This window comes from Kitasatospora sp. NPDC005856 (genome assembly GCF_040629945.1).
Lineage (GTDB): Bacteria > Actinomycetota > Actinomycetes > Streptomycetales > Streptomycetaceae > Kitasatospora.
The window spans coordinates 1-12,806 of the sequence record NZ_JBEXWT010000031.1 but is presented as its reverse complement, the minus strand read 5'-3'; the positions used below and the strand labels follow the sequence as shown (position 1 = coordinate 12,806).

Here is a 12,806-nt window from a genome sequence, read left to right as displayed (position 1 = left end):
GGGGCCTCACCCTGCGCAGGCAGGGGCGGCTCTAGCGAGCAGCCACCTCACGCATCCTGATGTAACTCAACTCAGGATCACCTCCCTTCAGTGTGCTGCCAGCCTAGGCAGCGCACTGAAGGGAGGCAACGGATTATTCGCGGAGCCCCGCCCGGCCGTCGGTGTCAGCCGTGCGGGGTACCCGGATCCGCCGCTCAGGCGCCCTTGAGCTGGGCCTGGAACTTGGTGAAGTCGACCGTGTTGTCGGCCGACGGGGCCTGGATGGTCAGCGGCTTGTCGAAGTCGCTGAAGTCGATCTTGCCGTTGCCGTCCTTGGCGCCGGTGTGCTCGATCTGCACCGGGTAGGGCTTGCCCTCGGTGGCGACGTGGAGCGTCGTGACCTCGTTGTCGGAGTCGGTGACCTTCAGGCTGAAGGTCTTCACGCCGTTGACGTTGCCCGCGGCGCCCTTCTCCATCTTCTCGTTGCTGCTCTTGTCCTCGGTGATCTTCTTGCTGAACTCGGCCAGGTTGCAGACGCTGGTGAGGGAGCCCATCGACGGGTCGTTCTCGAAGCCCGTCAGGTAGCGGCCCTTGAACAGCTCGGCGGCCTTGGCGCCGTTCGGGCCGCCCACGTTGGTCCAGAAGTCCTTGTCCGGCTTGACGTACGAGGTCTTGCCGTCGCTGATGATCTCGAACTTGCCCATGCCGGGCATCGCCATGGTGCCGGTGCACTGGCTCTTGTTGTCCAGCGCCAGGTTCAGCTCCATGGTGCCCTCGCCGGTGTTGATGGTGCCGGCCATCTTGAGCGAGGTCGCGGAGGCCAGGGCGTCCTTGGCCTGCTTGGAGATCTCCTGGGCGCTGAGCTTGTCGGTGTCGAGCTTCTGCGTGGTGGCCGCCTTGGCGTCGCCGGCCTTCCCGTCGCTCTTGGTGCTGCCGCACGCCGCGGTGCCGGCCGCCAGGACGAGGCAGATCGCGGCGGTGCTGACCAGTCGCTTCGACAGCATGTGGTGATTCCTGTCCGGGCGGCCCGAACAGCCCCCCAATGAGATGAATTTTTCCTCAGTATGGTTCAGGGCTCGGACAGGCGATCACGGGACGGGCCGCTGTTACAGGTTCGTGGCAGGACCGTGCTCTGCCGGTGCCCGGACACGCGGAAGGCCCGGAGGACGAATCCTCCGGGCCTTCCGGCTACTGAGTAGCGGGGACAGGATTTGAACCTGCGACCTCTGGGTTATGAGCCCAGCGAGCTACCGAGCTGCTCCACCCCGCGTCGGTGAACACAACAATACGTGGAAGTCGCCGAGATGGGAAATCCGTTCCTCAGGACGCCCTCGCGACCCGCCGCCGGCCGGGCGCCGGATGCCGGGCCGCTCGGCATCTCGCCCAGGCCGCGAAGGCGACCAGGGCGGCGAAGCAGGGCACCATCAGCACCCCGTACACCACCAGGAAGCCGTCCGTGCCGAGGTCGGCGGCGGCGTTCCAGGTGCCGTGCAGCGCCATCGCCAGCAGCAGCCCGGCCGGCACCGCCAGCCGGGCCAGCCAGCGCCGCGCGGCGGTGAGGGCGACGGCCAGGCCGATCCCGGTGAGCGCGGTGAACAGCGGGTGGGCGAAGGGGGAGAGCAGGGCGCGCAGCACGAAGGTCTGCACGGTGCTGTCGAAGTCGCGCAGGCTGGGCGGGTCGCCGAGGCCGATGCTGTCCAGCCGCTGCCGCTGGTCGCTGGTGAAGGCCCGTCCCAGGTAGAGGGCGTTCTCGGTGAACGCGAAGCCGCAGGCCGTCATCCCGCCGAGCACCACCCCGGCGGCCAGCGTGCGCGGCCGGGAGCGGTGGTGCGGCGTCCCGGCGGGCGGAGCCGGGCGCAGGTAGGGCAGCGGCCGCAGGTAGGAGCGCAGGCGCGGTCGGCGGCGCGGTGGGCGGCGGACGTGCGGGCCGACCGGGCGGCGCGGGTGCGGGCGGGGGCTCCGGGGCGCGGGCGACCGGCGCAGCAGCGGCGCGCAGGGGCGCCCGGTGCGGCGGCCGCGGCAGCGCAGCCGCTGGCCGAGCGGGAGCAGGAGCACCAGCAGGGCGGTGGCCTTGGCGGTCTCCTCGATCACCGGGGTGGCGATCCCGGCGCCGAGCAGTTCCCCGAACGGGCCCCGGTGCCGGGTCAGGTAGCTCGCCGTCCAGTTGTTGGCCAGGATGGCGGCGGTGGTGGCCGCGCAGGCGCCCCAGCCGAGGCAGAACACGGTGTGCCTCAGGGGGACCCGGGCGGTGAGGTTGAGCCAGGCCAGCGCGCCGAGCACGAACGGCAGCGGCACCACGGCCAGGCCCAGGCCGACCAGCAGCCCGACGGTGCCGGTCTGCCGCTGGACCAGGTGCAGGATCAGCACCCCGCAGCAGGTCAGGGTCAGGACGGCGGTCGCGGTGACCGAGGAGAGCGCCACCGAGCGGCTGCGGCCCGGCCGGGCCCCGGGGGCGGTGGCGCCTGCCCGCGCGACGGGGTCGACCGCCGGGACCGGCACGGCGACGGCACCCGGCCGGGGCAGCAGGCGGTGGGCCCGGCGCCTCCGGGGCCCCGGAATGGTCCGGGTGTCTCCGGTGCTCGGGACCGTCTCCGGTGCGTCGGCGGCGGCTCGAACCGTCGTGCGACCGCCCGTCCGGAACCCGCCGCCGGACGGGCTGCCCATGCGGCACAGGGTAGGCCACGGTGGCGGCCCGTCGGGAGGACTCGGGACGGACCGGCCGTCCGGCTCCCGCCCGTCCGGTCGCCGCGCGGCCGCCCGTTCGAACGGCGCCGGAGCGTCAGCGGCGGCGGAACAGCAGGTCGTGGACGACGTGGCCCTTGGCGATCCCGGCCCGTTCGAACTTGGTGACCGGGCGCCAGTCCGGCCTCGGGGCGTAGCCCGGAACGCTGCCGTCCGGGTGGTCCGCGGGCTCCGGCCAGCCGGTCCCGTCACCCTCGGGGTGCAGGTTCTCCAGCTCCGGCGAGGCGGACAGCACGGCCAGCATCTGCTCCGCGTACGGCTCCCAGTCGGTGGCGCAGTGCACCAGCGCGCCGGGGGCGAGCCGGGGCAGCACCAGGTCGAGGAAGGAGGGCTGGACCAGCCGGCGCTTGTGGTGCTTCGGCTTGGGCCACGGGTCGGCGAAGTAGACCCGCAGACCGGCCAGCGAGGCGTCCGGGAGCATGTCGCGCAGCAGGATCACCGCGTCGCCGGCGGCGGTCCGGACGTTCCGGGAACCGTCCCGCTCCAACAGGCCCAGCAGGTTGCCGTGGCCGGGGGTGTGCACGTCGGCGGCGAGGATGCCCATGGCCGGGTCGGCGGCGGCCATCGCGGCGGTGGTCTCGCCCATGCCGAAGCCGATCTCCAGGGTCACCGGCAGGCCGTCGAACAGCTCCGGCAGGTCCAGCGGGGTGCCGTCGATGGGGATGCCGTACGTCTCCCAGCTCCGGTCCAGGGCGCTCGCCTGGGCGTTGGTCATCCGGCCCCGGCGCGGCTGGAAGCTGCGGATGCGACGCTCGCGGTGCTGGGCCTCGGTGGCCTTGTGCGGGTACATCGGCGCGGGGTAGGCGGCCGGCGCGGCGGACAGCCGGGCGGACGGCGAGGGCTGGGGGATCGGAGCGGTGGCAGTCACAATCACCCGAGTCTACGGGGCTGTCGGGGCTCTCCGGCCGGGCCTGTGACCGGGCTCATCCACCGGGCCACCGCTCGGTTCACCGGCCCTCGCCGCATCCCCTGGGGGAGGTGGGGAAGCAGGGAAGGAGCCACACCCCCGTGATGGCTCCTTCCCCTTCCTCCGACGCCGGCCCCCCGACCGACGCCGGCCCCCCGACCGACGCCGGCCCCCCGACCGACGCCGGCCCCCCGACCGACGCCGGCCCCCCGACCGACGCCCCCGTGCGGCTCCGCTACTCCTCCCAGGGCCAGCGGGCGTCGGCCCCGGCCTCCAGGAGCGGGATCAGCCGGAAGGCCGCGTCGCTCAGGCCACCGAAGGTGTGCCGGTGGGCGCCGCCGCTGGGGCCGTGGCCCGTGGCGTAGCCGGCCAGGTTCCAGGTGTAGACGGGTACCCGGGCCGGGACGGCGGCGAGAGGGTCGCCGCCCCAGGAACCAGGGCCGGTCTGCTCGTCGGTGACGATCACCACCCGGTCGTGGCCGCGGTAGTGGGTGCGGACGGCGTCGGCGGTGTTGGTGCCGCCGAGGTTGGAGAAACGTTCCAGCACGCGCAGCACCGCCTCGCCCCGGCCGACCTCGACCACCCGGCTGCTGGTGCCGAACTCGACCAGGTCCGCCTCGGCGGCCCGGACCTTCAGCGCGGTGCCGAAGATCGCCGCCGAGTCCGCCCGGTTGAGCTCGGTCGGCCCGCCGGAGCGGTCGAACATCGAACCGGAGCGGTCCACCAGGATCAGCGTCCGGCCGGGCAGTTCGGGCACGTTGGCCAGCGAGTGGCCGAGCGCGGTCTCCAGCGCGTGCCCCCAGCGCAGCGAGGGCACGTTGCGGTGCGCGGCCAGGTAGCGGAACGGGAACTGGCGCGAGCGCCGCACCTCGCCCTTGTCGGAGATCCGCCGGGCGACCTCGGCCGCGACGGCGTCCGAGACCCCGGCCCGGTCGAAGTTGCGCAGGTTGCGGAGCAGCGCCATCGGGCCCATCGACGGGATGACCGCCTCCCAGGAGGCCGCGTCCAGCGGCCCCTGCAGCCAGCCCGCCAGCGCCTCCCAGGTCAGCCCGGCGGCGGCCAGCCGCTCGGCGCCGTCCTCGGCGGTCACCGCCGGCCGGCGCTCCTCGACGGGCAGCGCCAGCAGCTCGCGGTTGGCGGTCAGCAGCCGGTCGGACGCGGGCGGGACGGCCTCCTCCGGACGGTGCCGGCGGTCCAGCGCGTACGCGAACAGGGCACCCTGCCACTCCTTCTCCGGAGCCGGCGAGGGGTGGGTCAGCTCGATCACGTCGCCGAAGCGGTAGCCCTTGCCCGCGGTGTCGTACTTGAGCAGCGAGCGGGCGTCGTACAGGCGCCGGACGGCGTCCGCGACACCGCGCTTGAGCGGCTTGGGCAGCGCCCGGCCGTAGCGCGAGGTCCAGTAGGCGAGCAGCTCGCCGGGTTCGTCGGCGCGCCGCAGCACCGCCGCGACGGCCTGCCGGGAGTGTCCGTGGGCGCCCGCGTCCAGCCGGGCGCGGGTGAACTCGGCGGCGCCGACCAGGGCGGCGGTGCGCATGTGGGCGCCGTAGCGCAGCCAGCGCAGCAGCCCGACGGTCCACTCCGGGTCGGCGACGGCGAGTTCGCGCACCAGTGCGGTGTAGCGGTCGTCGCGCTCGCCACCGCGTTCGTGGAAGGTGTCCTGGCCGACCATGTTGGCCACCGCGAGCAGGAAGAGCTCGGACTTGCGGTCCCGGACGAAGCCCGGGCCGCCGTTGTGGTTGACGGTGCGCCGGCCGGTGGTGAGCACCGGCGAGCTCGGACTCGCCTTGGTCCTGCGGAGGTTGAACCTGGACATGCGGAAGCCTCCCTCGGCCTGCTGGTGTCGGTGGGGAGGGAGGCATGCCGCTGCCGGGGTGCCCGAGATCGTGCCGGCCGCGGGGCGGCCGACCTCGGCGGGGGTGTATGCCTTGTGCTCTACCGAATTGAGCTAGCGGCCGCACTCGCGCACGGCACGCCCGGGACTTGAACCCGGAACACCAAGATCCGAAGTAACCCCCGCCTGCGCACCGGGCACTCCGGAGCGCGCTGCCTCCCGAGATCAAAGCCGGCCGCGGTCGATGGAACCCAGCTTCAACGCGCCCCGCTGGGGGCACTCGACCGAAGTAACCGCCGCCGTCGCACCGGGAGGTGCGGACGAACTATTCACCTGTAGGTGTCCAGAGATCGAAGGCGGCTGAGGTGACGTAGCTGCTCTGGCCACTGAGCTACACCGGACCGAAGCCGATGACGGGATTCGAACCCGCGACCTGCCCATTAAGAGTGGAAGTAACCTCTGCCTGCGCACCTGGACGAGAGAGACCCTAGCCAGGCCCCTCCCGTGGGCGCACCCCATTTACCGCCGGATCGCGCCGGTCCCGTCCGCTCATGCCGGAGCGACGATCACCGCCCGGGCCCGCTCGGTCAACTCCCGTACCCGGCGCTCACCCTGGAAGGGCTCCAGCCGCCGCAGCATCTCCACCACGTACTCCCGGCTGCGCTGCGAGGAGATCCGGCCGGCCACCTCGACGGCGCGCTCCCCGGCGGCGACCGCGGCGTCCAGGTTGCCCGCCTCCGCCTCGGCCATCGCCGAGACCACCAGCCGCAGGCCGTGCGAGCGGACGAAGCCCTCGGTGGGCGTGGCCAGCGCCTCGCGGGTGAACTGCCGGACCTTGGAGGGCACTCCGAGGTCGCGGAAGCACTCGGCGGCGTCGGCGGCGAGCCGGTCGTAGGCGTAGAAGTCGATCCACGCCGGATCGGGATCCCCGGCGCGTGCCCGTTCGAGTGCGCTCTCCGCCGCGCCGAGCGCCGTCGCACACGCCGCCGCGTTGCGGGCCTTGGCCTGGGCCCGGGCCTCCACCAGGTGGAAGAAGCTCATGGTGCGGGCGGTGGCCAGGCCCCGGTTGCGCTCCAGCGCGGCCTGGGCGAGGTCGACGGCCTCCTCGGCGAAGCCCCGGTAGCCCGCCTGGAGGCTCATCGAGGCCAGCACGTAGCCGCCGAGCGGGACGTCGGCGGCGGCCCGGGCGAGCCGCAGCGCCTGGATGTAGTAGCGCTGGGCGGCCTCGTGCTGACCGGTGTCGAAGGCCATCCAGCCGGCCAGCCTGGTCAGTTCGGCCGTCGCGCCGAACAGCGCCCGGCCGACCGCGTCGCTGTACGAGGCGAGCAGCAGCGGCGCCGCCTCCACCCGCAGGCACTCCGGCACCATCGACGAACGCCAGTCGCCGCCACCGTACTTGGAGTCCCAGCGGCGGGCCTCCTGGGCGGCCTCGCGGAGCTTGGCGGCGTCCGAGTGGCCGACCCGGTAGGAGGAGGTGTCGGTGGGGGAGCGCGGCACCTCGCGGGCCACCGAGCCGTCCGCCGGGGTGATCAGCCAGCGGGAGACGGGCGTCGCGTAGGCGGCGACCGAGAAGGTGCCGGCCAGGCTGTCGCTCCAGCGGCCGCCGCCGGGGCCCCGCCTCAGGTCCAGGTCGACCCGCCACAGGTCGGTCGCCGAGCGGACCGCGTCGGCGACCTCGCGCGGGAAGGCCAGGCCGAGTTCGGGCGCCGGGTCGGTGTCGCCCAGGCCGATCTCCTCCAGCGGGACGGGCCGGCCGAGCTTGCCGCCGATCGCGGTGGCGATCAGGTGCGGGACGGGCCCCTGCGGGACCATGCCCTTGCTGACCCAGCGGGCCACCGAGGTCTTGTCGTACCGCAGGGTCAGCCCGCGTTGGGCGCCGAGGTCGTTGACCCGGCGGGCCAGTCCGGCGTTGCTGATCTGGGCGAGGGTCAGGAGCGTGCCGAGCCGTTCGTTCGGTCCACGTGGGCTGACGGTCATGGTGGCGGCTGCACCTCCTGCGGCCTTGTGCGCGGGGCCCGGGCGGCACCGGGCCGTAGCTGCTGTACCTAGCGTAGTCGGACGCGTTCCGACGGTTAAGAGGTCGCATTCCGGATGGCGGGATCGCGCACTCGGCCGTGCCGCACCGGAGTTGGTCCGGACCGCTCGGATCCGGCCGACCGTGCCGCGCGCCGGAGCGTCGTGCTCCGGTCCCGTGTACACGTGCGCCCGGCCGTGCCCCCTGGCCCGACCGGCTGGTCGGCGATTCGCTGGTGGTCGTGGGTCGGCCTGCCGTCGAGGACCCGGCGGGCCGGGGGATGCCGCCGCCTCAATCCCCGCGGGCGGTGGTGAAGTCCGGGAGGGCATGCGGATGCCCTCCCGGGCCGGGCGATGCCTTTCGGCCATCTCGCGATGCCCATGCCAAAGGCGTTCGCCGGCGGTCCGGGCCGGGGAGGGGGAGGCCCGGCCCGCCCGCCCCCCGGAGTCCCGGGCGGATCGAACTCCCCTCCAGCGCACGGAACTTGCCCACCCACGGTGATCGGGCACCGGACGGGCCCCCGTCCGGAGCGGGCCCGCGCCCGCCCGCCCGGCCCCGGCGGCCCGTCGAACGGCCGCTCCGAACGGCCCGTCCGAACAGGAGCGGAACCCGGAACACCGGCCACGGTGACGCCCCGCGGTGGCACGATGTCCCTGACGGCGCGTCGAGCTGCGGGGGCACGCCGGGACGCGCGCGGGCCGCCACGGCACACCACCCGGCCGCCCGGCGGGCGGCGAACGCGCCGCACGGATGCAGGTCCTCGTCCGGTGGAGGCGCGATGCGGTGGCTGACGGGCTGGTGCACGGGTGTGCCGAGCGCGGAAGCCCCGGCGCACGAAGTGCGCGGCGGGGTCGAGCCGATCGCCGCGCGCCCGCTGTGGACCGGGCCCGACCCGCTCTGGGCCGTCGGCGACTGGCGCCCCGCGGAGATCCGCCTGGTCACCCTCCGCCCCGGCGCCCCCGCCGTGGTCAGCACCGGCCCCACCGCGCCCGACCGGATCGAGGACACCCCCGCCACCTCCCGGCTCGCCGTCCTCGGCCACTGCGGCGCCACCGACGCCGAACTCGCCGCCGGCCTCGCCGCCGCCCGCGGCGGCGCCGTGCGCCACCTGACCACCTGGCCCGGCAGCTACACCGTCGTGCTGCGCTCCGGCACCCGCTCCACCCTGCTGCTCACCGACCTCGCCGGCGCCCAGCCCGTCTTCCACACCCCGTGGGCCGGCGGCACCGCGTACGCCACCGCCGCCCTGCCGCTCGCCGACCTGGTCGGCGCCCCGCTGGACACCGGCCACCTCGCCGCCCGGCTCGCCTGCCCCGAGTCCCCCGAGGCACTCGGCGCCGACACCCCGTACCTGGGCGTCCAGCGGGTGCCGCCCGGCCACGTGCTCGGCATCCGCGGCGGCCGACCGTACCTGTCCGGCTACGACTCCCCGGCCGGCGCCGAGCAGCCGCGCGACGAGGCGCCCGCCGTCCGCGAACTCACCCGCGCCCTGCTGGAGTCCGTCCGCTCCCGGGTCCGCACCAGCACGCCGGCCCTCGACCCGGCCGGCCGGGCCCGGCTCGGCGTCGACCTCTCGTACGGAACGGCCTCCGCGACCGTCGCCCTGCTCGCCGCCGCCGTCCCGCTGCCGCCGGCGCCCCCGGCCACCGCGACGGCCCGGGTGGCCGCCGCCGGGGCCAGGAGCGGCGCGGTCAAGGGCTCCTGGGCCCGCGCCACCGCCCGGGAACCCGCCGCCCCCGAACAGTTGGCCGCCGTCACGCTCGGCGAGAGCGAGCCCCCGGTCGGCCTCGCGCTCGCCCCCGACACCCCGAGGCTGCGGCACACCGTGCTCGATCCCGGCCCGGACACCCTCCCGTACGCCGGGCCGGGCGCCGACCCGCAGACGGGCCGGCTCACCGACGAACCCGGGCCCGAACTCGTCGCCGCCGCCCGGGCCGAGGCCCGCTTCGGCGCCGGCGGCACCGACCACCTCACCGGTTACGGCGCCCGCCAGGTCCTGGACGGACACCCGGCCCGGCTCGCCGACCTCGTCCGGACCGGCCGGTCGCGCGAACTCCTGCCCCCCGTCGTCGCACTGGCCGGCGTCGACCGGGCGGCCGCGGGCGTCCTCACCGGCACGCTGCGCACCCCGCTCACCGTGCTCCGGGCCGCCCACCGGCTCTCCCGGGTCCGCTACGCCGAGGCGCTGGACGAGGCGGCCGCCAGGCTGACCGCCCGCCACGTCCCGGACGGCGGCGGCACGGCGGGGGCCCGTTCGGCCGTCGACCTCGCCTGGTGCGTGCCCGGCCCGGCGGCCCGCTGGCTCTCCGACGAGGCGCTCTCCTCGGTCGCGCTGCGGCTCCGCCTGGCGGCGCGCAAACCGGCGCCCGAGGAACACCCCGGCGCGTACCGTGCCCGACACGCCCTCTACCGCCAGGCGCGCTCCTTCCGCACGCTCGTGCACGCCACCGAACAGCCCGGCCAGCGGCTGCACGCGCCCTTCCTCGACAACCAGGTGGTGCGCGCCGCCCGGCTGCTGCCCGACGACGTCCGCCTCCAGCCCGGCGCCCGGCACGCCCTCCTGCACGCCGTCCTCACCGGCGCCGGCCGCACCGACCTGCCCCGTGACTGGGGCCGCGGCCCCCGCCCCGACCGCACCGCCCCCGCCCGGGCCGGCCTGCGCCTCGCCGCCGACGGCCTCGCCGAACTCTTCGACGCCCCGCTGCTCGCCGAAGCCGGCCTCATCGACCTCCCCGCCGTCCGCGCCGGCCTCGCCCACGCCGCCGACCCCGCCACCCCCCTCTCCCCGGCCGCCCTCGCCGGCCTCGCCGACCTCGTCTCCACCGAACTCTGGCTCCGCCGCCTCCGCGCCCGCCGCCACGGCGCCTGCTGGACCGGCCTCCCCACCCCCCGCCGCCCTGCCCTCACCCCCTGACGGCCACCCCGCCCCCGGCCCGGTTGCCGCCCGGACGCGCGCGCCCCCCGCAGGTCCCGGGCCGCCGCCCGCCCCTCACCGTGCCCCTGCGGCGCGGTTGCCGGGTGCGGGTCAGCGGGGCGGTGATGATGGCGGGGGTGTGGATCCGGGGCGAGGAGGGTGCGCGGTGGCGGGTGGGAGCGCGGGGCGGGAGGTGCCCGTCGTGCTGTCGGTGCTCGGGCGGCCGCCGACGGGGCGACCGCCGGGGGTGCTGGCGGCGTGCGACGGGTCGGACGGGTCGCTGTGGGCGCTGGACCGGGCGATGACGGAGGCCGAGCTGTTCGGGCTGCCGCTGTACGTGCTCGCCGTGGTCAACCCGGCGCCGGCCGGCTACCCGCCGGGGATGGCGGAGCTGGTGCAGGAGAGCGTGGAGACGCTGGTCGAGAGCATGGCGGACGGGCTGCGCCGCTCGGTGGCCGCCGTGCAGCGCCAGCGTCCCGCGCCGTACGAGGGGGAGCTGGCGCTGCACGTGGTGCTGGGCAATGTGATCGAGGTGCTGCTGGAGGCGGCGACCCGGCAGCACACGCTGGTGATCGGCACCCGGGGCAACGGCGGCTTCGCCCGGCTGCTGATGGGCTCGGTGAGTTCCGCGGTGGTGCACCACGCCGCCTGCCCGGTGCTGGTGGTCCCGGCGCCGCCCGCGGCCTGACCCGCTCCAGGGACCGGGCTGCCGGGAATGTACCGAGATGGTTCATCGTTCACCCATCTCGTACACATCCCTGAGACGCCCCTGGAGCACCCCCGCATGAAGGTCGAGATCTGGAGCGACATCGCTTGTCCGTGGTGTTACGTCGGCAAGCGCCGTTTCGAGCAGGCCCTGGCGGACTTCCCGGGCAAGGAACGGGTCGAGGTCGTCTACCGCCCGTACCAGCTGGTCCCGGACGCTCCGGCGACCGCGAGCCCGCACCGCGCCTGGCTGGCCGAGCGCTACGGCCCGCAGTCGGTGGCGATGGACGCGCGGGTGGCCGAGCTCGGCCTCTCCGAGGGCATCACGTACGACTTCGACGCCGCGCTGCACGCCAACACCTTCCTGGGCCACCGCCTGCTGCACCTCGCCGAGGCCGAGTACGGCGCGGCCGTCCAGGGGCGGCTGAAGGAGGCGCTGCTGAAGGCGCACTTCACCGACGGCGTCGACGTCGGTGACCGTGCCGCGCTGACCGAGGTCGCCGTGTCGGCCGGGCTGGACCGGGACCGGGTGGCCGCCTACCTGGCGGGCGACGAGGGCACCGCCGAGGTCGAGGCCCAGCTGGCCGAGGGCCGCGAGCTGGGCATCAGCGCCGTGCCGACCTTCGTCTTCGAGGGCAAGTGGGCCGTCCAGGGCGGCCAGGACGCCGAGACCTTCCGCAAGGTGCTGGAGCAGGTCGCCACCGAGATCGGCGAGCGCCGTCCCGCCCCGGTGCAGGTCGCCCCGGCCGGGGAGGCCTGCGCGGACGGCTCCTGCGCCATCTGACGGCCGGTCCGCCCGGCGCCACCCCGCCTGCCGCCATCCGCCCGGCACCGCGGACCCGAGGCCCGCTCCAGCACCCCTGGAGCGGGCCTGCGTCATGACCGCCCGCAGCGCGCGTCCGTCACGAGCACCGGAAGCGTGCCTGGGCCCAGTCCGCGACGTTCAGCGCCGACCAGATCCCGTTCACCGGCGTGACCACCAGCTTGATCGTCTTCTGTCCGGCCAGCGGCACGTGCACCGGCACCGCGTCGTCGCCGACGGCCAGCGCGCGGGAGCTCCACAGGGTCCTGCCGTCGTCGCCCTGGACGGAGAAGACGACCCTGCCCGGCGAGAGCGTGGCGTCGTCCACCCCGGCCACCGCGTCGAAGGACTCGCAGCCGCGGTTGAGGTCGATCACGGTGGTCGCCGGGGCGTGCACGGTGATCGCGTGCGGGTGGTAGTCGCCGTCGATCCAGCCGCCGTCGCGCTGCCAGAAGTTGTCGCTGCCCTTCTGCCGGATGTTCGGCCCGGCCGGCGGGACCCGGTTGTTGCCGGGCTTGAGGACCGGCAGCGAGTTGCCCCAGAAGTCGCTGAGGACGGGTGGCACCGGCGTGGTGACGGTCGGGGTCGGCAGCGGCGGCAGGGTGGGCGTCGGTACGGCCGGGATGTCGGGCGTGGGCAGCGGCGGCAGGGTCGGCAGGGACACGACCGGGGGAGTGCCGGTCGACGCCGGCGGCTTCGGGCTGCTGGGCGCGGGGGGGCCGGACTCCGGCGCCCGGGTGGTGGCGGGCGGCGGGGTCTGCGCGGGCTTGGCGGCCGGTTCGGCTTCGGGGCTCGCCGCGGGCGCCTCCGGTGCCGGGTCGGCGGCGCTGGGCGCCGGGACCGGGACCGGGGCCGCGGCGGGCGTGGCCGCGGGCGGCGCCGGGGTGGCGGCGGCCGGGGCCGCGGCGCGGG

At 75.5% G+C, this 12,806-nt stretch carries 9 protein-coding genes, 2 tRNA genes and 1 pseudogene; 4 read left to right on the top strand and 8 right to left on the bottom strand.

Features of this window, described 5'->3' with window-relative positions; translation table 11 throughout:
* Nucleotides 1-194 precede the first annotated feature (194 nt).
* From ABZ449_RS19980 to ABZ449_RS19950, 7 genes are all read right to left on the bottom strand, one after another.
* Nucleotides 195-983, bottom strand: coding sequence for a hypothetical protein (locus ABZ449_RS19980; protein WP_360347371.1), 789 nt, complete (start codon nt 981-983; stop codon nt 195-197).
* A gap of 192 nt (nt 984-1,175) precedes the next feature.
* Nucleotides 1,176-1,249, bottom strand: a tRNA-Met gene (locus ABZ449_RS19975).
* A 50-nt stretch (nt 1,250-1,299) separates the two neighbouring features.
* Nucleotides 1,300-2,478 carry a PrsW family intramembrane metalloprotease gene (locus tag ABZ449_RS19970; protein ID WP_360347369.1) on the bottom strand — a complete coding sequence of 393 codons (1,179 nt, stop codon included), beginning with the start codon at nt 2,476-2,478 and terminating at the stop codon, nt 1,300-1,302.
* A 280-nt stretch (nt 2,479-2,758) separates the two neighbouring features.
* A complete protein-coding gene (trmB, locus tag ABZ449_RS19965; RefSeq protein ID WP_360347367.1) occupies nt 2,759-3,589 on the bottom strand; it encodes a tRNA (guanosine(46)-N7)-methyltransferase TrmB in 831 nt (276 codons plus the stop codon).
* A 274-nt stretch (nt 3,590-3,863) separates the two neighbouring features.
* Nucleotides 3,864-5,441: a TROVE domain-containing protein gene (locus ABZ449_RS19960; protein WP_360347365.1), complete on the bottom strand. Its 1,578-nt coding sequence runs from the start codon at nt 5,439-5,441 to the stop codon at nt 3,864-3,866.
* A gap of 426 nt (nt 5,442-5,867) precedes the next feature.
* A tRNA-OTHER gene (locus ABZ449_RS19955) sits at nt 5,868-5,931 on the bottom strand.
* 77 nt (nt 5,932-6,008) lie between these two features.
* Nucleotides 6,009-7,436, bottom strand: coding sequence for a hypothetical protein (locus tag ABZ449_RS19950; protein ID WP_049658584.1), 1,428 nt, complete (start codon nt 7,434-7,436; stop codon nt 6,009-6,011).
* 815 nt (nt 7,437-8,251) lie between these two features.
* Here ABZ449_RS19950 and ABZ449_RS19945 point away from each other — a divergent pair.
* The 3 genes from ABZ449_RS19945 (at nt 8,252) to ABZ449_RS19935 (ending at nt 11,876) form a co-directional block, all read left to right on the top strand.
* The gene (locus tag ABZ449_RS19945; RefSeq protein WP_360347363.1) at nt 8,252-10,387 is read left to right on the top strand and encodes an asparagine synthase-related protein; all 2,136 of its coding nucleotides are present in this window, start codon (nt 8,252-8,254) and stop codon (nt 10,385-10,387) included.
* 166 nt (nt 10,388-10,553) lie between these two features.
* Complete coding sequence (locus ABZ449_RS19940; RefSeq protein ID WP_360347361.1) at nt 10,554-11,075, top strand: universal stress protein; 522 nt, start codon at nt 10,554-10,556, stop codon at nt 11,073-11,075.
* 96 nt (nt 11,076-11,171) lie between these two features.
* Entirely contained in the window at nt 11,172-11,876 is a 705-nt protein-coding gene (locus ABZ449_RS19935) for a DsbA family oxidoreductase (protein ID WP_360347359.1), read from the top strand.
* A gap of 118 nt (nt 11,877-11,994) precedes the next feature.
* Here ABZ449_RS19935 and ABZ449_RS19930 read toward each other — a convergent pair whose 3' ends face one another.
* Nucleotides 11,995-12,558 carry an NPCBM/NEW2 domain-containing protein gene (locus ABZ449_RS19930; RefSeq protein ID WP_360347357.1) on the bottom strand — a complete coding sequence of 188 codons (564 nt, stop codon included), beginning with the start codon at nt 12,556-12,558 and terminating at the stop codon, nt 11,995-11,997.
* Nucleotides 12,559-12,568: 10 nt separating this feature from the next.
* Here ABZ449_RS19930 and ABZ449_RS19925 point away from each other — a divergent pair.
* Nucleotides 12,569-12,806 (top strand): annotated as a pseudogene (locus ABZ449_RS19925) (hypothetical protein); the annotation flags it as partial.